Here is a 22,869-nt window from a genome sequence, read left to right on the forward strand (position 1 = left end):
ACGATGAGCCTGGTGCCCGGCTTACCGATATAACTCCCCGCAAATATCTCGTTATTGTCATTGCACATCCGCCATTGTTTGGGTACAAATGCATTACAACATGCTGTGCCTGTGCTGGTCGCAAGGCCGCCACGAGCGTCGATCTGTGGCGGGGGCGCCGGGCATGTCAGCCATCATCTAGACGAGCAAGTCATGAGCGGATTCGAACGAACGGAAGTGGCGGTAATTGGCGCCGGCGTGGTGGGAGTGTCCTGCGCGCTCTGGCTGCGCCGGCTGGGCCATGAGGTGCTGCTGCTCGAGCGCGATGCCATAGCGGCCGGCGCCTCCTACGGCAACGCCGGCACGCTGGCCGACTATGGCTGCACGCCCATCGCCCGACCGGAGATCTGGAGCAATCTGCCGCGTCTGCTGTTCTCCTCCGATTCGCCCTTCGTGGTCAATTGGGCCCGTCTGCCACGTCTGCTGCCGTGGCTGATGCGCTTTCTCGGCCAGTGCAACGCCAGCCGCTTTCGCGCCAATGCCGAGGTGCTGGCGAGCCTGCTGCAGCGCACCTATGACGACTATGCACCGTTGCTGGACGACGCACCGGCCGCCGCCGCGCTGATCCGGCGCCGCGGCTGTCTGTATGCCTACGGGCAGGCAGGCAACCTGCGCGCCGCTCGTAGCGATATCGAGTTGCGCGAGCGCCTCGGCATCGTCCAGCAGGTACTCGACGCCGACGAGGTAGCGGCACTGGAACCGGTAATGGCCGGGCATAGCGTGGGCGGCATCCTGTTTCCCGGCTCGAGTCACCTGGAAGACCCGCAGGCTTTCATCGAGGCCCTCGCCACGCCGCTGCTGCACGAGGGGCGGCTGCGCCACGCCGAAGTGGTGGCGCTGCAGCGGCGCCCGGGAGGCCTGCAGCTGCGCTGCGCCGACGGTCGCGAGCTGTTGGCCGAGCACGTGGTACTGGCCGGCGGTGCCTGGTCGACAGGGCTGGCACGCCAGGTCGGCGATCGCATACCGCTGGACACCGAGCGTGGCTACCACATCGAGTTCGATCTGCAGCGACCGCTGCTGACGCGGCCGACCTGTCCGGTCGAAAGCGCCTTCTACATGACGCCGCTACGCGGCCGCCTGCGGGCCGCCGGTACCGTGGAACTGGGCTCGCTGCACGATCCGGCCAATGCGCAGCGGCTGCGCTACATCGAGGAGCGGGTGCGCCGTGTACTCGGTCTGGAGGACGAGGTGGCGCGCACCTGGCTGGGCTTTCGCCCGTCGTTGCCGGACTCGCTGCCGGTCCTCGGTCCTTCGCCGCGCGAACCGCGGCTGATCTACGCCTTCGGCCATCAACACCTGGGATTGACGCTGGGTGGGGTGACCGGGCGCCTGGTGGCCGACTGCCTGTCCGGTCGCCAGCCCGACTGGTTCGCCGCCTGTTCGGTGAGCCGCTTCTAAGTTCACTGCCAAGGGAATCTGCTCATGTCGATCCAGCGCTATCACACCGGCTCCCGTATGAGTCAAATCGTCATCCATGGTGACACCGTCTACCTGGCCGGCCAGGTCGGCAACGCGGGCGGCACTGTCGAGGAGCAGACCCGCGAGGCGCTGGCCCGCGTGGAGGCGCTGCTGGGCGAGGTCGGCTGCAGGCGTGAAGACCTGCTTCAGGTGATCGTCTGGCTGGCCGACATCGCCGATTTCGACGCGATGAATGCCGTCTGGGATGCCTGGGTGGCCGCCGGGCATGCGCCGGTACGCGCTTGCGGTGAAGCGCGTCTGGCCGCGCCGGGGTTGAAGGTCGAACTGATCGCTACCGCGGCGATCGCGCGCGTACCGGCTTGAACAATGCTCTGACGCGGGAGGGCCTGCACACGCCGGTCACCACGCCGCGGATGCAGGGGTCCTGAGAGCTTACCCCTAGGGTGGATGACGCTCTTTTCATCCACCAGCTACCGCCACGCCGGAAGGTGCAGCAGCATTCCCGGCAAACGACCGGAACCTGCAGGAGCCCCTCCCCTGCCGCCATTCGCCGCCGGCGCGGCGCCTTCAGAGAAGCTGCGCCGCGCAGCCTTAGCCGTAGATCGCCGGCTCGCGGTAATGCCGCGGGCAGGCCTGGCCGTCGGCGCGGAACAGGTGGCACTTGTTGGCCATCAGTCCGGCGGCGAAGGTCTCGCCCACCGCCACGCGGCGGTCGCCGTCGCTGCGCAGGGTGATGATGTGCTCCACCCCTTCCAGGCTCAGGTAGATCAGGTTGTGATCGCCCAGGCGCTCGGCCACGCTGATCTGCCCGTAGAAGGCGAAGTCGGCCTGCTCACTCGCGACGAAGTGCTCCGGGCGCACGCCCAGGGTCAGCTGCTCGCCGGGCTCGACGCCGGTGCCGTCGACCAGCACCTGCATGCGGTAGCCGCCGGGCAGTTCGATCTCCACCGCCTCGCGGCTGGCGCTGAGCGCGCGCACCTGGAGGAAGTTCATCTGCGGCGAGCCGAGGAAGCCGGCGACGAAGCGGTTGCGCGGGTAGTGGTAGAGCTCCAGCGGCGCGCCGACCTGGGCGATGCGCCCGGCTTCGAGCACGACGATCTTGTCGGCCATGGTCATGGCTTCGACCTGGTCGTGGGTGACGTAGACCATGGTGGCCTTGAGGCGCTGGTGCAGGCGCGAGATCTCGATGCGCATCTGCACGCGCAGGAAGGCGTCGAGGTTCGACAGCGGCTCGTCGAACAAAAACACCTTGGGCTCGCGCACCAGGGTGCGGCCGATGGCCACGCGCTGGCGCTGGCCGCCGGAGAGGTCCTTGGGCTTGCGTTCGAGCAGCGCATCGAGCTGCAGGATGCGCGAGACCTCCTCCACCTTGCTGCGGATCTGCGCCTTGCCCACCTTGGCCAGCTTGAGGCCGAAGGCCATGTTCTCCGCCACCGTCATGTGCGGGTAGAGGGCATAGGACTGGAACACCATGCCCACCGAGCGCTCCATCGGCGGCAGCTCGTTGACCCGCTGACCGTCGATCAGCAGCTCGCCGGAGCTGATCTCCTCCAGCCCGGCGATCAGCCGCAGCAGGGTGGACTTGCCGCAGCCGGAGGGGCCGACGAAGACCACGAACTCGCCGTCGGCGATGTCCAGGTCGATGTTGCGGGTGATGGCGGTGCCGTCGTAGTGCTTGCAGATGTTGCGCAGGGTAAGGCTGGCCATGGGATGCCTCTCGAACGGGGCCGGGCAGCGATGGACTCGGCCCGGCCGGAAAGCTTGATAAACCTGCAGGAGCCGGGGCTCCTGCAAACGCAGGGGCCCTAGCCCAGCAGGCGGGCGAAGCCGAAGCCGTGGGCCGGCAAGTGTACCCAGCTGCCGAGGAACTCGGCAGTGCTGGCCGGCACCGCATCCAGCGGCTCGACCATCAGCGGCAGGTCGTAACGCCGCTCGCGGGCGCCGAGGTTGAACAGGCACAGCCAGGCCTGCTCGCCCAGGCGTCGCTCGAACACCAGCAGGTCCTCGTCGTGGTGGCGCACCTGGATCTCGCCCTCGATCAGCAGCGGCTGCTCCTGGCGCCAGGCGAGGAAGCGCCGGTAGGTGTTGAGCATCGAGGCCGCGTCGGCCTCCTGCACGTCCACCGCCAGGGCGCGGTGGCGTTCGTCCAGCGGCAGCCAGGGCCGCTCACTGGAGAAGCCGGCGTGGGCGCCGTCGCGGCTCCAGGGCATCGGCGTGCGGCAACCGTCGCGGCCCTTGAACTCGGGCCAGAAGCGGATGCCGTAGGGGTCGACCAGGTCATCAAAGGCCAGCTCGGCCTCGGGCAGGCCCAGCTCCTCGCCCTGGTACAAACACACGCTGCCGCGCAGCGACAGCAGCAGCGCCATCAGCAGACGACCGCGCGCCGGGCTCTCCTCGCCGGCCAGGGCCCAGCGGCTCATCACCCGCACCACGTCGTGGTTGCCTACCGACCAGCAGGGCCAGCCGTCGCTGAGTTCGCGCTCGATGCTCTCGATGGTGTGGCGGATAAAGGCCGGGCTGCACTGGGCGGTGAGCAGGTCGAAGGAATAGGCCATGTGCAGGGTGTCGCCGCCGCTGGTGTAGGCAGCCATGGTGCGCAGCGAGTCGTCGCAGCCGATCTCCGCCACCGTGGCGGTGCCGGGGTAGCGCTCCAGCAGCGCACGCAGGCGGCGCAGGAAGTCGAGGTTCTGCGGCTGGGTCTTGTCGTACAGGTGACGCTGGTAGGCGTAGGGGTTGTCGGCGCGCACACCGATGCCGCCCTCGCGGATGTCCGGATTCGGCGGGTTGCTGCGCAGCGCCTGGTCGTGGAAGTAGAAGTTGGCGGCGTCCAGGCGGAAGCCGTCGACGCCCAGTTCCAGCCAGAACTGCATGTCGTCGAGCAGCTGTTGCTGCACCGCCGCGCAGTGGAAGTTGAGGTCGGGCTGGCTGGCCAGGAAGTTGTGCAGGTAGTACTGCTTGCGCCGGCCGTCCCAGCTCCAGGCCGAGCCGCCGAACACCGACAGCCAGTTGTTCGGCGGCGTGCCGTCCGGGTTCGGCTCGGCCCAGACGAACCAGTCCGCCCTGGGGTTGGTACGGCTGCTGCGGCTCTCCGCGAACCAGGGATGCTGGTCGGAGCAGTGGTTGAGCACCTGGTCGATGATGATGCGCAGGCCGCGCTCGTGGGCGGCCGCCACCAGCGCGCGGAAGTCGTCGAGGGTGCCGAACAGCGGGTCGACGCCGCGGTAGTCGGAGACGTCGTAACCGAAGTCCTTCATCGGCGAGGTGAAGAAGGGCGACAGCCAGATGGCGTCGACGTTGAGGCTGGCGATGTAGTCCAGCTTGGCCAGCACGCCGGGCAGATCGCCGACGCCGTCGTCGTTGCTGTCGAGGAAACTGCGCGGGTAGACCTGGTAGATGACGCCGCCGCGCCACCATTCCTTGCGGATAACAGCCATACAGCAAAGCCTTTTGTTGTTCGTGGTGTGCTTACCACTCTAGGCAAGGGTGATCGCTGCCACATCCTCCCCGGCGGGGTTTTCGCCGGCGTAGCTTTCGGCCGGCAAGGGGGAGGAGTTTTCGGGATGGACACCGCGGGCGCGGGGGCGAACCGTAGGGTGCGCTGTGCGCACCAATCCGCGCTTACTGGGAGGAACGACACGCACGACGGCGATCCTGGGAAATGCATCGGTGCGCACGGCCTAGGCGGCCCCGCGACACCCTGCGAGGTCGGGGTATCGGCTCTCCCCTACTCGCCCTGAATCTTGCTCAGCAGGCTGCGCGCCAGCTGCACCGCCTCGCTGCGCTGGGTGATGGCGAGCTTCTGGTAGAGGCTGCGGATATGCGTCTTGATGGTGGTCGGGGCGACGTTGAGGTGCTCGGAAATCTGCTCGTTGGACAGCCCGGCGTGGATTAGGCTGAGCACCTGCCATTCGCGCCGGGTCAGCGGCGAATGGCGGATCAGCTCGGGCACGTCGGGACGGTTGATGATGTCCTGAATCACCGCCTCATCCAGGGTGATGCGGATCGCCCGGCTGAAGTCGCGCTGCTGCTGGGCCAGCTGGATCAGGCGTTCTGCGCGCTGCTGCTCCAGCTCGTCGAGCCGGCGCTCGAGCTGCAGCGCCTTGAGCATGGCGATCAGCGGCTTGCCCAGGCTGAGAAAGCTGCCGATGGCGCCGGTGCCGCTGGCCAGGGTCAGCGCCTGGTGCAGGTGGTCGAGGCTGCTCTGGCGCTCCTCGCGTTGCCAGTAGGCCAGCGCCTGGAGGATATGGTTGCGGTTCTGGTCCATCACCAGCTGATGGCGCTCGGCGTCTAGCTGCAACTGGCGCAGGATCGGCAGCGCACGCTCGCCCTGGTTCAATGCCAGGTAGGCGCGCACGTGGTTGCGCGCGTTGCCCTGGGCGAAGTGGTTGGCCCCGGGCTTGAGCGGCGGCGCGGTGGAAAGCCACTGGCGGATGCTGTCCTTGTCCTGGGTCGAGTCCCAGTAGGCGAGCATCGCCGCGTGGGCGTTGGCCTGCCAGTCGATGTGGTAGTCGTCGCCGGCCAGCAGGCTCTTCAGCCGGCCGATGTAGTCGGCGCACTGGCTCTGCTGGCCCCGCGCGTGGGCGACGCGGGCGAGCAGCACGTAGCACTGCAGGAACCAGTGGTCGCCCACCGTGTCGAGTATCTCCAGGCCCTGCAGGGCGCACTGCTCGGCCGCATCCAGGTGGTGCCATTCGAGCAGCACCTGGCCGCGCACGCGGTGGATGAATTCCATGATCGGGGTGATCGGCAACTGCTCCTGCTCGATGTACTGCAGCGCCCGCTCCTGCAGGTTGTAGGCCTTCTGCAGGTGGCCCTGGGCCACGGCGATCTCCGACAGCTGGCCGAGGCTCCACAGCACCGGGTGCGAGGCGTTGATCTGCTGCGCACGGCGCACGGTCTCCTCGTGCTGCTGCTGGGCCTTGGCCAGCTCGCCCTGGACGAAGTGCGCCTCGGCCAGCACCGACATCGCCGCCACCTTGGAGGTGCGCATGGTCAGCGGCTCGAAGGCCAGCGCCTGGCGGGCGAAGGCCATGGCGCGCTGCTGGTCGCCCTGGTTGATCGCCACCTGAGCGCGTACCGCCTGGTAGTCGGCCTCGATGCGCTGCCACTGTTCGGCGCTGAACTGCTCGCGTTGCACCGCCTCGCCGGCCTGCAGCCAGCGCTCGACCTGATCGCTCTGATACTGGTTCTGCGAGGCCCAGGCCTGCAGCAGGGTGAACAGCGGGGATTCGGCCACACGGCTCTCCGGCAGCACGGCCAGGCAGCGCTGCAGCAGTTCCAGGCGGCCCTGGCGGTAGAAATGCCGGCCATGGGCCTCGAGGATCTGCGCCACCCGCTGCGGGTCGCGCGCCAGCAATGCATGGCGCGCCGCCTCCTCGGCCATCTTCTCCTCCAGCAGCGCCTCGGCGGCGCGCAGGTGCAGTTCGGCGACGCGCTGCGGCTGGTGGGTGGACAGCTCGTTGCGCAGGAAGCTGGCGAACAGCGGGTGGTAGGCGAACCACTGGCGCAGCGGGTCCACCGCCTGGATAAACAGGCCGCTGCGTTCCAGGGTTTCGAGCATCTCGCGGCCGTTGCAGCTGTCGGTCAGACGGTCGGCCAGCGCCGCACTGAAGCGCTCCAGCAGGCAGGTGGACTGGAGGAAATCCTGGGTGGCGCCGTCCAGGCCATAGAGCACCTGCTCACGGAAATAGTCGCGGATATAGGGGTGACCGAGCTGCAGCGCCTCGAGGAACAGGTCCATGCCGCGCCCGGTCTGTACCTCCTGCAGGGTCAGCTGCAGGGCGCAGGGCCAACCGCCGATGCGCCGGTTGAGGCGCTCGACCTGCTCGCGGTTTACCTCGATCCGCAGGCCCAGCTCCAGCAGCGCCTGTACCTCGTCCAGCTCGAAGGCCAGCTGGCCGGCATCCAGCGCCAGCAGCTGGCGCTTGACCCGCAACTCGGCGACGCCGAGGTCCGGCAGGCCGCGGCTGCACACCAGCAGGGTCAGCCAGTCGGGGGCGTTGCGCAGAAAGAAGCGCAGCGCGGCGATCACCTCGCGGTTGCGCAGCACCTCGAACTCGTCGAGCACCAGCAACAGCGGCGCATGCTCGGCCGGCAGCTCGGCGAGCAGGCGGGTGAGCAGGCCGTCGAGGCCGTCGTCGCCCTGCTCGGCGCGGCCGACGCACTGCGGGCAGCCGCCGTCGAGCTGGCGATGCAGGGCGTTGAGCAGATAGCGGCCGAACTGCCGCGGGCTGTTGTCGTTGCCGTCGAGGTTGAGCCAGGCCACGGCGCCGGCAAAGGCCGCCGCCCACTGGCTGGCCAGCACGGTCTTGCCGAAGCCGCTGGGCGCCTGCAGCACGGCCAGGCGCACCTGCGGCAGGCGCTGCAGCCACTCGTCGAAGCGCGGCCGCGGCAGCAGGCCGGGATGCAGCGCCGGCGCAGCGAGCTTGGCCGGTATCAGGGGCAGGGGCGGACGCGCCGCTGTGGTCATGATCCTCTCCCGTTATTTGTAGTTGTCCGGGCTATGGCGAATCTTACATCGGTATCGGGGCGGCGGGTTCCACCACCCTACCCCTTCACGCCCCCCGCGGTCAGGCCGCCGACTATCCACTTCTGGCAATAGAGGAACACCGCGGTGATCGGCAGGCCGGAGAGCACCGCGGCGGCGGCGAAGTCGCCCCACAGGTAGTTCTGCTCGTACAGGTACTGCTGGGCGCCGACCGACAGGGTCAGCTTGTCCACGTCCAGCAGCAGCACCGAGGCGATGGGGTACTCGGTGATGCTGGTGATGAAGGCGAGGATGAACACCACGGCGAGGATCGGCACGCTCATCGGCAGCAGGATGTGCACGAAGGCCTGCCAGGTGGTGGCGCCATCGACGATAGCGGCCTCCTCCAGCGAGGCGTCGATGCTCTCGAAGTAGCCCTTGATGGTCCAGATATGCAGGGCCATGCCGCCGAGCGAGGCGACGATCACCGCGCCGTGGCTGTTCACTCCGAGCCAGCCGGCGTGCTTGCCAAGCTGGTCGAACAGGGCGTAGATGGCCACCAGCGACAGCACCGGCGGGAACATCTGGAAGATCAGCATGCCCTTGAGGATCGGCCCCTTGCCGGCGAAGCGCAGGCGGGCGAAGGCATAGGCGCTGGTGGTCGACAGCAGCAGGATCAGCGCCGAGCTGATGAAGGCGATCTTCACCGAGTTCCACAGCCAGGTCAGCACCGGGAACGGCGGCTGGGTCAGCGTGCCGTCGGCATGCTGGTAGGGGATGCCGAGGGCCAGCGACCAGTGCTCCAGGGTCGGGTTGTCCGGCAGCAAGCTGCCGGTGGCGAAGTTGCCGTCGCGGAAGCTGATCGACACCACCATCAGCAGCGGGAAGACGATCAGCGCGATGAAGCCGAGCAGACCGGCATGGGTCAGCCACAGGCGGTATTTCACGGATTTCGGTTGCACCATCGCCATGGCGGGTTCCTCAGACTTTGACTTTCGACAGTTTCAGGTTGAGCCAGGCCAGCGCGCCCACCACCAGGAAGATCAGCGTGGCGATGGCCGCCGCCAGGGCGAAGTTCTGCCCGGAATCCTGGAAGGCGATGCGGTAGGTGTAGCTCACCAGCAGATCGGTGGTGCCGGCCGGGGTGGTGGCGCCGATGATGTCCGGGCCGCCGCGGGTCAGCAGGGTGATCAGCACGAAGTTGTTGAAGTTGAAGGCGAAGCTGGCGATCAAAAGCGGCGCCAGCGGCTTGATCAGAAGCGGCAGGGTGATCTTCAGCAAGTTGTCCAGGGGCGTGGCGCCATCCATCGCCGAGGCCTCGTAGAGGTCGCGCGGAATGGCCTGCAGCAGGCCCATGCACAGCAGCAGCATGTAGGGGTAACCCAGCCAGGTGTTGACCATCAGGATCATCGAGCGGGCCAGGGTCGGGTCGCTGAACCAGTCCGGGCGGATGCCGAACAGGCCGTTGAGCAACAGGTTGATCTCACCGAAGTTCTGGTTGAACAGGCCGCGGAACACCAGGATGGAGATAAAGGCCGGCACCGCGTAGGGCAGGATCAGCATCAGCCGGTAGAACGCCTTGCCGCGCACCAGATCCCACTGCAGCAGGCTGGCCAGGACCAGGCCGACGGCCAGGGTGAAGAGCACGGTGAGGCCGGCGAAGGCCACGGTCCAGACGAAGATCTCGAGGAACGGGCCGCGGATGCTCGGGTCGGTCAGTACCCGGGTGAAGTTGCTGGTGCCGGCAAACACGGTGAAGCCCGGCGCCACCTGGTTGCCGTGGCTGTCGAGGTAGAAGCCGGTGGTATGGTCGGGCTCCAGGCGCTCGTTGCTACGCGTGTTGAGCAGGTCGCCGTTTTCCAGCAGGCGGTACAGCGGCTTGACCGCCGCCACCTCGCGCAGGCCGTACAGACGCAGCAGCTCGCCGTCGCTGCCGCGCAGCACCCACTGCTCGAGCTCGGCGCGGCGCTGGATCACCTCGCGCAGCGCCAGTGCCTCGCCCAGCTCGCCGGGTTCGCGTTCGGCCCTGAGCGCCAGCGGCTCGCCGGCCGCGTCGCCGGTCGCATCCCCAACGAGAGGCGGCGAGACGAACGCGCCGCGCTCGCCCTTGTCGACGCGCAAACGCAGCTCGCCGGCCTCATCGCGGTGCAGGCTGAAGGCGTAGCGCTCGCCGGCCAGGTAGGTCTGGCGCAGGTGATAGCGCTGCACCTGCTCGAAGCTCAGCAGATTGCTGCCGCTGTAGTTGGTGAAGCCGATGCCCACGGTGTACAGCAGCGGAAAGATGACGAACACCAGCATGCCCGCCAGCGCCGGGTAGATATAGCGATGGGCGTAGGCGCGGCGGCTGATGAACACGTAGCTGGCGATGCCGGTGACCACCAGCCCGAGCAGGGCGAAGGCCAGCTGCTGCTGGGCGTAGAGCGCCAGCACCAGGTACAGCGCCAGGGCGTTGAACAGGCCCCACAGGCTCCAACGCAGGCCGGCACGCAGGGATGGCAGGGAAAACAGTTTCATGGGCGTACTGGCCACGGCGGCGGAAAGATTGACGACGGACATCAGGTTTATAGCCTCGGAGCGGGGCCGCCGCGACGCCAGGCGTCGACGGCGGCCGGATTTCACTTGGCGATGCGCTTGGCGGCGTCGTCCAGCGCGGCGTCCACGGTCTGCCGACCGGAGGTGATGTTGCTCAGCGCCGGCGCCATGGCCGACCAGAAGGCGCCCATCTCCGGCACGTTGGGCATCGGCTGGCCGAGCTGGGCGTTGTCGAAGGTGGCCTTGATCAACGGGTCGCTGGCCAGCTCGGCCATATAGGCCTTGTTCGGCACGGCGCCGAGCGGCACGTCGGCGCTCACGGTCTTGAGCCCCTCGACCTGCAGCAGGTAGTTCTCGAGGAACTCCACGGCCAGCGCCTGGTTGGGGCTGGCGGCGTTCAGCGCGGCGGCCATCACCCCGCTGAAGGGCCGGCTCGGCGCGTCGCCGACCGCGGGAATCGGCGCCACGCCGAAATCGATGCCGCTCTTCTTGGCGTTGGCCCAGGCCCAGGGGCCGCTGATGAACATGGCCGACTCGCCCTTGTTGAAGGCGGCCTCGGCGACGCTGTAGTCGGCGCCCTTGGGCATCACCCCGGCGTCGATCAGCGCCTTGAGGGTCTGCGCGCCCTGCTTGGCGCCGGCGTTGTTGACCCCGGTGCGACTGGTGTCGTAGCCGCCCTCGGCGGCGGCGAAGGCATAGCCGCCGTTGGCGGCCAGCAGCGGCCAGGTGAAGTAGGTGTTGTTGTAGTCCCAGAGGATGGCGCGCTTGCCGGACTTGGCCAGCTCGGCGTTGAGCGCCAGCACCTCGTCGAAGCTGGCCGGCGGGGTCGGCACCAGCGCCTTGTTGTAGAGCAGGCCGATGGCCTCGACCGCCATCGGGTAGCCCCACAGCTTGCCGCCGTAGGTCACCGCCTCCCAGGCGAAGTCCTCGATCTCGCCCTGGACCTTGGCGCTGGGGGTGATCGGCGAGATCAGCCCGCTCTGCGCCCATTCGCCGAGGCGGTCGTGGGCCCAGATGAAGATGTCCGGGCCGTTGCCGGTGGCGGCGGCCTGCTGGAACTTGTCGGTGGCACTGTCCGGATGGGCCACCTCGACGGCGATGCCGGTGTCGGCGGTGAAGCGCTCGCCGACCTTGGCCAGACCCTTGTAACCCTTGTCGCCGTTGATCCAGATGACCAGCTTGCCCTCCTCGATGGCGGCCTGGGCCGGCAGGGAATGGCTCAGGGTGGCGGCGAGGCCGATGGCGACTGCGCTGAGCAGCGTCTTGTTCATGTCTTGTTGTCCTCGTGGCTTCTTGTTTTTGATCCACAACCGCGGCGAGCCGGTGAGCGCTCTGCCAGCCCGGTCATCCTCGACCGAAAGGGCAAGCGCCACATCCTCCCCGGTCGCGCTCTCGAGGGCGTAGAAGCGGGGGCGTAGTCTGCCAGCGCCTCCCTGAAAAAAGTATGCACCCCTGCCCCTTCTGCGCCTGTTGCAGGCGGCGTGGTGCGGGTGTACTGGAGGCTCGCCAGTTGCGGGAGAACCCCATGCGCCGCCCTTCGTTGCCTACTTCGCTCACCACCCTGGCCTGCGCCCTGCTCTGCCAGTTTGCCAGCGCCGAGCCGCAGCTGCAGGCCTGGCTGGATCAACGGCCAGTGCCGCTGCAATGGAATAACTCCGCGCCGCAGCGCTACAGCGTCGAGCTGGAACTGAGCGCCGGCCAGTTGCGTCTGCAGGCGCCCAATGCCAGCGGCAGCGCCCAGCCGCTGGCCTTGTACCAGCGTCAGGACTGGCACGCGGGCAGCTCACTCAGCCTGCAGATCGGCGAGCCCGGCCGCTATCGCCTGCTGTTTCAGGAAGACGCCCAGCCCCATCTGCGCCTGCTGCCGCTGCGCGAGCAGGCGCCGCGCAGCACCTGCCGCACCTGGCAGGGCGAGGCGCTGAGCGTCGCGGTCGGCCAGGTATTCGCCGATGGCGAGGTGCTGCGCGATGCCTACAGCGGCCAGTTGGCCACGGTGGAAAACGGCCGTATCGAGCTGACCCCGGCGGCGCATAGCGACGGCCTGCTCCTGCTCGAGCCAACCGAGCCGGCGCCAGCGCCCGCCCACGACTGGCGCAATGCCACGGTGTATTTCGCTATCACCGACCGCTTCGCCAATGGCGATACCGGCAACGACCGCAGCTACGGGCGCCAGCCCGACGGCGAGCAGGAGATCGGTACCTTCCATGGCGGCGACCTGCGCGGCCTGACCGGCAAGCTCGACTACCTGCAGCAGCTGGGGGTCAACGCACTGTGGATCAGCGCGCCCTTCGAGCAGATCCATGGCTGGGTCGGCGGCGGTGACAAGGGCGACTTTCGCCATTACGCCTACCACGGTTACTACGCCCTGGACTTCACCCGCCTGGACGCCAACATGGGGACGGAAGACGAGCTGCGCGAGCTGATCGCCCAGGCTCACGCCCGCGGCATCCGCGTGCTGTTCGACGTGGTGCTCAACCACCCCGGCTATTCGACCCTGGCCGACATGCAGGCGCTCGGCTTCGGCGCGCTGCGCGGCGGCATGCAGCAGTACCTGCCGCCGCGCTGGAGCGACTGGCAGCCGGAGAGCTTCGAGAACCTGCACGCCTACCACAACCTGATCGACTACCAGCACGACGCCTGGCGCCAGTGGTGGGGCAAGGACTGGGTACGCGCCGACATCGCCGACTATGACAGCCCGCCCAGCGTGCTGGTCGACCCGCGCCAAGGCTCGCTGGCCTTCCTCCCCGACTTCAAGACCGAGAGTCAGCAGCCGGTGTCCCTGCCGCCCTTCCTGCTGCGCAAGGCCGACACCCGCGCCGTGCCACGCGAGGGCTACCGGGTGCGCGACTATCTGGTGGAATGGCTGAGCTTCTGGGTGCGCGAATTCGGCGTCGACGGCTTTCGTGCCGATACCGTCAAGCACGTCGAACTGGAGAGCTGGGCGGCGCTGCGCCAGGCAGCCGACAAGGCGCGCGCCGAGTGGTCGGCGGCCAACCCCGATGATCCCATGAGCGGCAGCCCGTTCTGGATGGTCGGCGAGGTGTTCGGCCACGGCCCGCAGGCCAGCGTTTACCAGGACCACGGCTTCGACGCGCTGATCAACTTCGACTTCCAGGGCGAGCTGGCCGCCAGGGGCAGCGAGTGCCTGCGCCAGATCGAGGACGGCTACCGCGACTACGCCGAGCTGCTGGCCAACGACGCGCGGCACAACTTCATGAGCTACGCCTCGTCCCACGACACCTCGCTGTTCTTCGCCGACCAGGGCCATCAACTGGCGCGCCAGCGCGGCCTGGCCGGAGCCCTGCTGCTGGCACCCGGCGCGGTGCAGATCTACTACGGCGACGAAAGCGCGCGCCCGCTCGGGCCCACGGGTTCGGACCCGCACCAGGGCACGCGCTCGTCGATGAACTGGGACGCCCAGCAGCAGGCGCCCATCGCCGAACTGCTGGCGCACTGGCGCCTGCTCGGCCAGTTCCGCGCGCGCCACCCGGCCATCGGCGCCGGCCGCCACCAGCAGCTGTCCACCCAGCCCTACGCCTTCGCTCGCACCCTGGGCAAAGACCGGGTGGTGATAGTGCAAGGGCGATAAGCGCATATGCCAACGCCAACCCGTAGGGTGTGCTGTGCTCACCAACAGGACCCGATATGACACCCGAACAACAACGCCGCCAAAGCCAACTGGCCTTCGCCGCCAGCCGCGCCGAACTGGAGGTGGGCTCGCTCGCCGGTTGCCCGCTGCCCCTCGAACACCTGCTGGCCACCCGCCCCGCCAGCCCCTGGGTACGTCGCCATTTCTCCGGTGGCCTGACCGCCGAGGTCTACCAGCTGGAGGCCGGCGGCCAGCTGTGGACGCTCAAGCGCGCGCGCAACCCGTGCAAGGTGCGCAACCCCGACGGCCAGACCTCCTTTCTCAACGAGGTGCAGCGCCGCGCAGAGCTGCAGGCCTTGAAACAGCAGCCGGCCTGGGGCGAGGCCCTGGCCGGCATCGTCGAGACGCGTTACGCCAGCTACCGCCAGGGCCTGCTGCTGTCGCCCTGGATCGCCGGCGAGGCGATCGGCGAATGGGACGAGCGGCGCCTGCTGCAGCTGTTCGATACGCTGCTGGCGCTGCTGCAGCTGGGCTTCTTCGAGTGGGACCTGTGCCCCGGCAACCTGCTCGACGACGGCCGCATCCGCCTGTTCGACTTCGGCTATATGTACCGCTTCGAGCCGCTGCACAGCTTCAACAGCAACGGCCAGCTGACCCCGCAGTGCCACGCCGCCGAACGCTTCGAAACGCGCTGCTACTACGCCCACCTGCTGCACCTGGAACGCGAGCGCGGACAGAGCGCCGCGCTGGCCGCGCTGGAACTGGAAAAGCGCATCGCCCTGGAGTGCTACCGGCGCCTGCGCAGCCATCTGGCTGGACGCGGCGCCAGCGCCACGGTACTGGCCTGGCTGCAACGCATCATCGACCAGTGGCAGGACGCGCTGGGCGGCGGCCTCGACGGCCTGTACCTGCGCGAGGCCTGGCGCTCGCACCTGAGCGATCTGGAGGACGACCTCGGCGGCCAGACCTGCACGCCGCTGACCCTGCAGCGCATCGACTGGCTGCAGCAATGCCTGCACGAGTGCGGCGCCCAGCTGCAGCGCCTGGAACTGCTCGCCGGGCGCACCCCGGACGCCTGGCGCGCCGAGCTGGAACAGGCGCTGCAGCAGGCGCATGAGTGGCAGGTTGGTGAATAGGCAGAGGGTTGGTGCGCACAACCTAGGCGGCCCCGCGCGCCCCCTACAAAAGCCTGCCGTGCTCTTAGGGTGCGCCGCGGCGCACCGCGGCCTCGGTGGCTCTTTCTGCATACCCCATCCAGCGGCGACAACCCGACCGGATCGGGAATAGGCGCCGGCCTGGCAGATCGGCGTTTATCCCTGGTGCGCACGGCGCACCCTAGGGCTCGCCGCACCATATCCGCAGAGCTACATATCGGCGTATCGGCACCATCGGGTGCGCCGTGCGCACCGAGCTTGCGCGGTCACTCGCCGAACGCCCCCTCATCCTCCGCCACCCCGCCCCAATCCGCCGGGTACACGCCTTCGCGCACCAGGCGGTGGAAGCTCGACCAGGGCCAATCCGCCACCTGCCGCACCAGGCCATGGCGCACCGGATTCCAGTGCAGGTAATCCAGGTGCCTACTGAGGTCCTGCTCGTCGCGGATGCGGTGTTCCCAGAAGCGCCTTTGCCACAGCCCCGCCTCGCGGCGCAGACGCCGGCTCAGGCTGACACCATCGGCTTGCGGCAGGGCCTGGCTGGTCAGGCGCTTGATCATCGACCAGCGCAGGGCAAAGTCGGCATCGCCCGGTGGCAGTTGCCACAGGCAGTGCAGGTGATCGGGCAGCAGCACCCAGCCGTGAATGGCAAAGGGATAACGCTGGCGCACCTGCTCGATGGCCCCGCGCAAAGCCGCGCGCAGCGGCGCCTCGGTGAGCAGCGGCCGACGCTGGTGGCTGACCTGGGTGAGGAAATAGCAGGCGCCCTGCTCCCGGGCACGGCGGTAGTCGGACATTCCCTGTCTCCTGGCGCTGATTGCCTGTACAGGATAGCCTCCGGTGCGCGCAGCGCCGCCTACCGGGATCGCCACGCTCGGCACGGTGCTGCATTTCGTAGGGTGCACCGTGCGCACCGCGGCTTGCGCGGTCAGTCGCCGAACCCGCCCTTATCGTTGTCCCCGGCACCGCCCCAATCCGCCGGATACACGCCTTCGCGCAGCAGGCACCGATCGCTCAGGTCAGGTAGCGGGCGCACAGCGCCTGCTGCTCGGCCACCATGGCCGCCTGGCGCTCGCTGCTCTCGGTGATACCGACGATGCGCTGCATGTTGTCCTCGGCCACCGCGTGGATGTCGTGCATGCTGCGCGTCACGTCTTCGGCAGCCAGGCGCTGCTGGGCGGTGGCCTGGCTGATCTGCCGCGACATGCCGGCGATGGCGCCGACCTGCTCGTGGATCCGCTGCATCGCCTGATCGGCCTCGCCGACCTGGGCCAGGTTGGCCTGCATGTGCTGGCGGCTCAGCTCCAGCGACTGTACCGCCGCCTGGATGCCCTGCAGCAGACCGTCGATATGCGACTGGATCTCGCCGGTGGAGCTGGCCGTGCGCAAGGCCAGGCTACGCACCTCGTCGGCGACCACGGCGAAGCCGCGGCCCTGCTCGCCGGCACGCGCCGCCTCGATGGCCGCGTTGAGGGCCAGCAGGTTGGTCTGCTCGGCGATGCTGCGGATCACCGCGAGGATCTGGCCGATGCGCTGCCCGCCGGCCTCGACCTCGGCGATCTCGGCCACGCTGCCCTGCAGCTGCTGCGCCAGCGCCTGGGTGCTGCGGATGGTGCCGGCCATGATCTGGCTGCCGCTGTCGACGCAGGCGCCGACGCTGTCGACCCGCCGCGCGGTCTGCTCGGCATGCACCGCCACCTCGGCGAAGCTCGATTCCATCTGGGTCAGGCTGGCGGCCAGCGCACCGATGCTCGAGCGCTGCCGATCCAGGCCCTGGCGCGCGTCGGCGCAGGAATCGGCATTGCCACGGGCGATGGCGTCCTGCTGGTCGGCGGCGCGGCCCAGCTGCGCCAGGGCGTCGCGCAGGTTGCCGGCGACCCGATTGACGTCCGCTGCGACCCGGCCGAACTCGTCTGCCCGCTGGTAATCGCAGCGGCCGCGCAGATCGCCCTCGGCCAACCGGTTCAGCGCGCCGGACACCGCGCCCAGCGCCCGGCGCATGGTGCGGCTGAGCCAAACGCCCATGCTCAGGGCGATGCCGAGCGACAGCGCGGCCAGCCACAGCAGGCGATCGAAGCCGCGCCGATAGGTCAGGCGCGCCTGTTCGAGCTGCGCCCGGGCGTCGCGCTCGCTCGCCTCGATCAGTTGCCCGACCTGCTCGCCCACCTGCGCCTGCAACGCCTGCAGCTGGCGCTTGCGCTCCTGGTTAGCCTGCTTGTCGGCGAGCCAGCCGGCGTACTGGGCCAGCGCGCCCTGGCCGTCGAGCAGCAGGTTGCGCTCGATCTCGGCGAACTCACCCCGATAGGTATGCACATAGTCGGTGCGACTGTCCTGGTGGGGCAGTAGGTCGTCCAGCACCCGCCCCAGCTTGTCATGTAGATTGGGCAGGCGTTCCCTGACCTTGGCCTCGGCCTGCTGCAGGCGCTGCGGCGAGGCGCTGCCGACCGCGTCGAAGACCAGTGCCTCGACCTGCTCCAGCGGAATGATGAACTGCTTGAGCGAGTAGGCGACGTAGTCGTCCTTGGTGACCGCCTGCACCCTGAGCAGGTCCTGCTTGAAGCGCGACAGTTGCAGCTGCAGGTTGCGCAGCGTCACCGCGGTGCGCTCGACCCGCGCCAGCACCTGGCGCTGCGCCTCCAGCAGTTCGCGGCTCTGCGCGTCCAGCTGCGGCAGCAACTGCCCCAGCCGCACCAGCTCGGCCTGTTCGGCGCCGTTCCCCAGGGTCCGCATGACGTCCAGGCGGGCGTCGACCCGTTCGGCATGCTGCCCATGCGCGGTGGCGAAGGCCTCGAGCTCCTCGGCGCGTTCGGCGCCGAGGGCATCGGACAGGTTCTGGGTCAGGCCCTGCAGGGCACTGAAGAAGCTCTGGCTGGCCTGCAGCCGCGCGGCGCTGTGGGCGATGCGTTCGCCCGAGCCCTGCAGCTCGCCGATGGCGCTCAGGCTGCTGCCGCCGAGCAGCACCAGCAGCAGGGCCAGCGCCGCGATCAGCAGGTACAGCCGCGGCAGGAAGCCGACCTCGAAGGCGGTCAGCCGGTTTACAAGAGGGGACAACATCGATCTCTCCTGTCGATAGAGACCGGGCCGCCGGGAACGGCGCGGCGGCCCGGCAGACTCAGAAGCCGCCGCTGGTGGTGGCCCCGGCCGTAACCGTCAGGCTATTGTTGCCTCCCGGCTGCCAGGTCTTGACCTGGGTCGGGTCGCTCTCGTTACGGATGATGCATTTCCACTCCACCTGCTGGCCGGCCGGCAGGGCGATGCTGCCCTTCCAGGTCGGGTAGGCGCTGGTGTCGCTCAGGCGCACCGCGCTGGCCGCGCTCCAGTTGCCCAGCTGGGCGACGTTACCCACCGCATAGACGCTGTCGCCCCACTGGGTCACGCCGTTGTCGCAGCGGAAGTTGACGCTGACCAGCTCGCCCTGCTCTTCATCGTCACCCTGGCCGCTGCGCCAGATACGGATCGCACCGTTGTCGGCGTTGAGCGCCTGGGTGAAGTCGCCGCTGGCCACCTGGCCGGGCGAGGACAGGTTGGAGTCCAGGGCGATCAGCAGCTGCTGCTGGCTGCCGCTGACCGTCGCCACCAGGCCGGAGAAGCCCTCATGGAACTGGATCGCTGAGGCGGCCTTGACCCCGGCCGCGCGGCGAATCTGGATCAGCTGGCGGATGAAGTCGCCATGGCCCCAGTCGTACATGTGCGGCCAGTACACCACCGGCGTGCCGGGGCTGCTGAGGATGTAGGCGTAGGCCTGCTTGAGGCGATGATCCGGCAGCGGCCAGTGGTGCTGGCCGCCGTTGGGGCCGGGCGAGTAGCCGGTGTCGTGGTTGTCGACGAAGGTCACCGCCACCTCGCGCCAGCGCGCATCGGGATTGCCGTTGAGGCCGTGGCGCCAGTCGGCTATGCCGCCGTTCTGCATGCGCTCCTTGAGGGCGAAGTCGAAGATGGTGCACTTGGCCCGATCCGACCAGTCCTTGAGGATCTGCTGCCAGCTGGCGCCGTTGCGCCAGTCCCAGCTCGGGTATTCGCCCGGCGCCTTCCACAGCTCGCCGAGGCAGAAGCCGTTGTCGTGGGCATCGCTCATCCAGCCGTCGACCCGCTCACCGGCATAGCCGCGGACGAAGTCGAAGCGAAAACCGCCGGCGCCGTACTGGCTGCGCAGGTTGGCGAACTCGTCGCGGAACATCGCCTGGTTCTGCGGGTGGCCGGTATTGAGGTCGGCGTCGCCGCCCATGAAGCGGTCGCCGTCGTCGCAGTCGTTGGCGTAGTTGCCCGGGTCATTGCAGTCGTGGCGCCACAGCCCCTGGCCGGCCGGCAGGTTGATTTCCTTGTCCGGGTAGCCGCGGTTCATGTGGTTGGGCACCACGTCGTAGATCGGCTTGACCCCGGCGGCGTTCAGCGCATTGGCGGCCTGCTTGAGCAGGCTGTCGCTGCCGTAGCGGCCGTTCTTGTTGAAGTCGTGCCAGAAGTAGCCTTCGCCGCCGCCCGAGGTGCCGTTGTTGGGGTCGCTCCAGCTGGAGAAGTCGCGCCAGGGCACCGGCATCCAGATCGCGCTGAAACCATCGGCGGCCAGGGTCGGCGCCATGCTGGACAGGGTCGCGTACCAGTTGCTGGAGGTGGTACGCACCGTGTTCCAGTGAAAGCCCTGGAGGATGACTTCGTCACCGCCGTGGTAGCGCACGCCGCTGGCGCTCTTGCCCGGCGCGTCCGCCGCCCTGACCAGGTTGCCCCAGGGGTAGGCGAGCGGGGCCATGGCCAGCACCAGGCCGGCCATTCGCAGGTATCGGTTCATCTTGAAGCTCCGTTCTTGTCATTGTTGTGAGCATCCGACTACGGGGGACAGCCCCCGGATGGACTGATCGGAGCACCGCGCGGGCGACCCGATCACGGCAGCCTGCCGCGCCTGGCCGCACCACCAAACCTCCCCCGCGCACTTTCTGCAGGCGTAGGGCACAGGCGTAGAAATTCCGCCTGCCAGCCATACCCCCGCCGCTTCGCTACGCCCTGCCGCTCCACCTCGAAAAAAGCGCCCCGGGGAGGATGTGGTGGCGCCTTGCCTTGCCCGACTCTTGCCCGCAGCGCCACCGGGCCGACTGCCTGCCCTGTCGCGCCCAGTCAGTCCGACACCGAATCCAACAAGAAAGAAGGACCCACGATGAACACCAAGCAACCCGCCCAGCTGCTGCGTCCCAGCGCCCTGTTCGCCGCCATGCTGCTGGCCACCCCGGCCCTGGCCGTGGACTTCCATGGCTACATGCGCTCCGGCATCGGCGCCACCGCCGGCGGCGGCGACCAGGCCTGCTTCCAGGCCGCCGGCGCGCCGGCCAAGTATCGCCTCGGCAACGAGTGCGAGACCTATGCCGAGATCGGTCTCGGTCACGAGGCGTGGAAGGAAGGCGATCAGAGCTTCTATATCGACAGCATGATCGCCTACAAGTCGGATCAGGCGAACGACTGGGAAGCCACCGACAGCGACGGCAACCCCTACGCCAACGGCACCAGCTCGATCCGCCAGTTCAACGTGCAGGCCAAGAACTTCCTGCCCGCCCTGCCCGGCGCCACCCTGTGGGCCGGCAAGCGCTACTACAAGCGCAACGACGTGCACATCAACGACTACTACTACTGGGACGTTTCCGGCCCCGGCGCCGGCATCGAGGACATCGACCTGGGCTTCGCCAAGGCGCACGTGGCCTGGATGCGCAACACCGATGGCGAGTGGGTCTACAACGGCACCGGCACTGGCACCAACGTGGCCAACGACACCCTCGACCTGCGCCTGACCGATATCGACTTCAACACCGACGGCAAGCTGGAATTCGGCTACGACTACGGCAAGGCCAACCTCACCGAGGAGCAGAAGGACGATCCCGGCTACACCGACCAGAAGGGTCATCTGCTCACCGCGCAACACATCCAGGGCAACTGGTTCGGCGGCTTCAACAAGCTCGCCCTGCAGTACGGCACCGACGGCATCATCGGCAGCACCGGGCGCAACAGCACCGGCAACAGCGACGGCAAGATGTTCCGCCTGGTCAACCAGGGCGTGGTCGGCCTGACCGACGACATCGAGATGATGTACGTGCAGATCTACGAAGATAAGGACTTCGACAACGACTCCGGGCAGACCTGGGCGTCGTTCGGCGTGCGCCCGGTGTACAAGTGGAGCAACACCATGAGCACCGCGCTGGAGTTCGGCTACGACCATATCGACCCGCAGGCCGATGGCGAGGAATCCCGCGATCTGAAGAAGATCACCCTGGCCCAGCAATGGTCGGCCGGCCGCAGCTTCTGGGCACGCCCGCAGATCCGCGTGTTCGCCACCTACGCCATGTGGGACGGCGGCAAGTACAACGCCGCCAGCGAATCCATCGATGCCGGCGACGACGACGGCCTCACCTTTGGCGTCCAGGCCGAAGCCTGGTGGTAAGCGCTCAGTCATCCGTTGCATCCGGATGACTGGCAAATTCCGTAACGCTGCTCCTGTGGTCCTTGCCCCGGTTCTGCAATAGGCCGGGGCCTTTTACCTAGCGTGCCCGCTGCCCTCATCCGGCGCTTCGCGCCACCTTCTCCCAGGGGGAGAAGGGCATCAAGGAGGGCGTCGCTGCGCGACTTCCAGACTAATAAGAGGAATAACCCATGCCACCGTTCAAGATCGCCAGCCTCGCGCTGCTCACCCTGCTATTGACCGGCTGCGCCAGCGAACCGCTGCGGCGCATCGACGCCCTGAGCGCCAGCCCCGCCCCCCTGCAGACCTCGGCCGGCAACGCCGAACAGGCCCTGGCCGCCGCCCCGTCCTGCTGCACCTCGCTGCGCGAGCTGCCCTACCAGCCGATCCCGGTGAACTTCAGCGGCGAGGTGCGCATCGACACTGGCGCGCCCGCCTTCGCCTTCGACAGCGGCAAGAGCTATTTCCGCGCCTTCCAGCTGCCGGCCGCCAGCAAGTCGTTCGAGATCCGCCTGTACAGCCAGGCCGGCGACACGGTGCTGGCGCCCAACGCCATGCTGCTCGACAGCCAGTTCCGCGTCACGCGCCTGCTCGGCGCCGAGGATTTCGTCTACGCCCCGGCGTCCGGCCTCAAGGGCGACAGCCTGGACGCGCGCCTGCGCGTCGACCGCCTGTACCTGGACAACCCGGGCAACGAACATTACCTGGTGCTCTACACCAGCGAGGCGCAGATGCGCGGCCGGACCGTCATCGAACACCCGGCCAAGGCCTATGCCCGTGCCCTCGGTAACGAGGCGCCGAACATCCCCGACCCGGTGGCCAAGCATGCGCCGGTGGGTGTGATCAAGATGGTGCTGATTGAGGACAAGGTCGCCGGCCAGCAGGCCAACAGCTACGTGCCGCCGTTCAGCATCGGCCGCGAGATGGGCAACCAGCTGCCCAGCGTGCCGGCCCCGGCGGTACTGCCCGAGACCCAGGCCTACTACCGCCAGGCCATCGACGCCGCCCTCGCCAGCAAGGACCTCGAACGTGCCCTGCGCCTGGCCGACGAGGCCGCGCGGGTCGGCGACGACAGCGCCAAGGCCTATCTGCTCGAACGTATCCAGATCCGCTGAAACGATCGTCCCGGGGTGACCTGGCCGGCGCCACCGCCGCAGCCGTAGGAGCCCCACCCCGGGGCGAAGCTGTGCTGGCTCCGGGTTGCCGTCCCGCGCATTCGCCGCGGGGCGCGGCT

Annotated in this window: 15 protein-coding genes and 1 pseudogene; 6 read left to right on the forward strand and 10 right to left on the reverse strand. The window is 68.3% G+C overall.

Annotation, left to right across the window (positions count from 1 at the left end):
- Window positions 1-192: 192 nt before the first annotated feature.
- Both AC1G9C_RS17155 and AC1G9C_RS17160 read left to right on the forward strand, forming a co-directional pair.
- Window positions 193-1,437 carry an NAD(P)/FAD-dependent oxidoreductase gene (locus tag AC1G9C_RS17155; RefSeq protein ID WP_480408294.1) on the forward strand — a complete coding sequence of 415 codons (1,245 nt, stop codon included), beginning with the start codon at window positions 193-195 and terminating at the stop codon, window positions 1,435-1,437.
- A 24-nt stretch (window positions 1,438-1,461) separates the two neighbouring features.
- Entirely contained in the window at window positions 1,462-1,821 is a 360-nt protein-coding gene (locus AC1G9C_RS17160; RefSeq protein ID WP_480408295.1) for a RidA family protein, read from the forward strand.
- 228 nt (window positions 1,822-2,049) lie between these two features.
- Here the strand turns inward: AC1G9C_RS17160 and malK are convergent, their stop codons facing one another.
- The 6 genes from malK to malE form a co-directional block, all read right to left on the reverse strand.
- Entirely contained in the window at window positions 2,050-3,165 is a 1,116-nt protein-coding gene (gene malK, locus AC1G9C_RS17165) for a maltose/maltodextrin ABC transporter ATP-binding protein MalK (RefSeq protein WP_480408296.1), read from the reverse strand.
- A gap of 98 nt (window positions 3,166-3,263) precedes the next feature.
- Window positions 3,264-4,892, reverse strand: coding sequence for an alpha-glucosidase (locus tag AC1G9C_RS17170; RefSeq protein ID WP_480408297.1), 1,629 nt, complete (start codon window positions 4,890-4,892; stop codon window positions 3,264-3,266).
- A gap of 290 nt (window positions 4,893-5,182) precedes the next feature.
- Complete coding sequence (gene malT, locus AC1G9C_RS17175; protein ID WP_457789851.1) at window positions 5,183-7,927, reverse strand: HTH-type transcriptional regulator MalT; 2,745 nt, start codon at window positions 7,925-7,927, stop codon at window positions 5,183-5,185.
- Between the two features lie 77 nt (window positions 7,928-8,004).
- On the reverse strand, window positions 8,005-8,895 hold the full coding sequence (gene malG / locus AC1G9C_RS17180; protein WP_445580682.1) for a maltose ABC transporter permease MalG: 891 nt from the start codon (window positions 8,893-8,895) through the stop codon (window positions 8,005-8,007).
- 10 nt (window positions 8,896-8,905) lie between these two features.
- Window positions 8,906-10,438 (reverse strand): maltose ABC transporter permease MalF, encoded by a 1,533-nt coding sequence (gene malF, locus AC1G9C_RS17185; protein WP_480410419.1) that lies wholly within the window; start codon window positions 10,436-10,438, stop codon window positions 8,906-8,908.
- A gap of 101 nt (window positions 10,439-10,539) precedes the next feature.
- Window positions 10,540-11,727 (reverse strand): maltose/maltodextrin ABC transporter substrate-binding protein MalE, encoded by a 1,188-nt coding sequence (malE, locus tag AC1G9C_RS17190; RefSeq protein ID WP_125881655.1) that lies wholly within the window; start codon window positions 11,725-11,727, stop codon window positions 10,540-10,542.
- 254 nt (window positions 11,728-11,981) lie between these two features.
- Here malE and AC1G9C_RS17195 point away from each other — a divergent pair, with 254 nt between their 5' ends.
- Both AC1G9C_RS17195 and AC1G9C_RS17200 read left to right on the forward strand, forming a co-directional pair.
- Window positions 11,982-14,045: an alpha-amylase gene (locus AC1G9C_RS17195; protein ID WP_397496503.1), complete on the forward strand. Its 2,064-nt coding sequence runs from the start codon at window positions 11,982-11,984 to the stop codon at window positions 14,043-14,045.
- Window positions 14,046-14,101: 56 nt separating this feature from the next.
- Window positions 14,102-15,181 carry a protein kinase family protein gene (locus AC1G9C_RS17200; RefSeq protein WP_397496502.1) on the forward strand — a complete coding sequence of 360 codons (1,080 nt, stop codon included), beginning with the start codon at window positions 14,102-14,104 and terminating at the stop codon, window positions 15,179-15,181.
- A gap of 284 nt (window positions 15,182-15,465) precedes the next feature.
- Here AC1G9C_RS17200 and AC1G9C_RS17205 read toward each other — a convergent pair whose 3' ends face one another.
- The 4 genes and pseudogenes from AC1G9C_RS17205 to AC1G9C_RS17220 form a co-directional block, all read right to left on the reverse strand.
- The gene (locus AC1G9C_RS17205) at window positions 15,466-15,996 is read right to left on the reverse strand and encodes an REP-associated tyrosine transposase (protein WP_397496500.1); all 531 of its coding nucleotides are present in this window, start codon (window positions 15,994-15,996) and stop codon (window positions 15,466-15,468) included.
- A gap of 217 nt (window positions 15,997-16,213) precedes the next feature.
- Window positions 16,214-16,918 carry a methyl-accepting chemotaxis protein gene (locus AC1G9C_RS17210; protein WP_480410420.1) on the reverse strand — a complete coding sequence of 235 codons (705 nt, stop codon included), beginning with the start codon at window positions 16,916-16,918 and terminating at the stop codon, window positions 16,214-16,216.
- A 198-nt stretch (window positions 16,919-17,116) separates the two neighbouring features.
- Window positions 17,117-18,253 (reverse strand): annotated as a pseudogene (locus AC1G9C_RS17215) (hypothetical protein); the annotation flags it as partial.
- A gap of 58 nt (window positions 18,254-18,311) precedes the next feature.
- Complete coding sequence (locus tag AC1G9C_RS17220; protein ID WP_397496499.1) at window positions 18,312-19,982, reverse strand: glucan 1,4-alpha-maltotetraohydrolase domain-containing protein; 1,671 nt, start codon at window positions 19,980-19,982, stop codon at window positions 18,312-18,314.
- A 363-nt stretch (window positions 19,983-20,345) separates the two neighbouring features.
- On the opposite strand from AC1G9C_RS17220, the gene AC1G9C_RS17225 reads away from it, so the two are divergent.
- Window positions 20,346-21,617, forward strand: a complete 1,272-nt coding sequence (locus AC1G9C_RS17225; protein ID WP_397496498.1) for a maltoporin — start codon at window positions 20,346-20,348, stop codon at window positions 21,615-21,617.
- Window positions 21,618-21,826: 209 nt separating this feature from the next.
- Window positions 21,827-22,750, forward strand: coding sequence for a MalM family protein (locus AC1G9C_RS17230; RefSeq protein ID WP_397496497.1), 924 nt, complete (start codon window positions 21,827-21,829; stop codon window positions 22,748-22,750).
- Window positions 22,751-22,869: the final 119 nt, after the last annotated feature.

The organism is Pseudomonas sp. ABa2 (genome assembly GCF_056676075.1).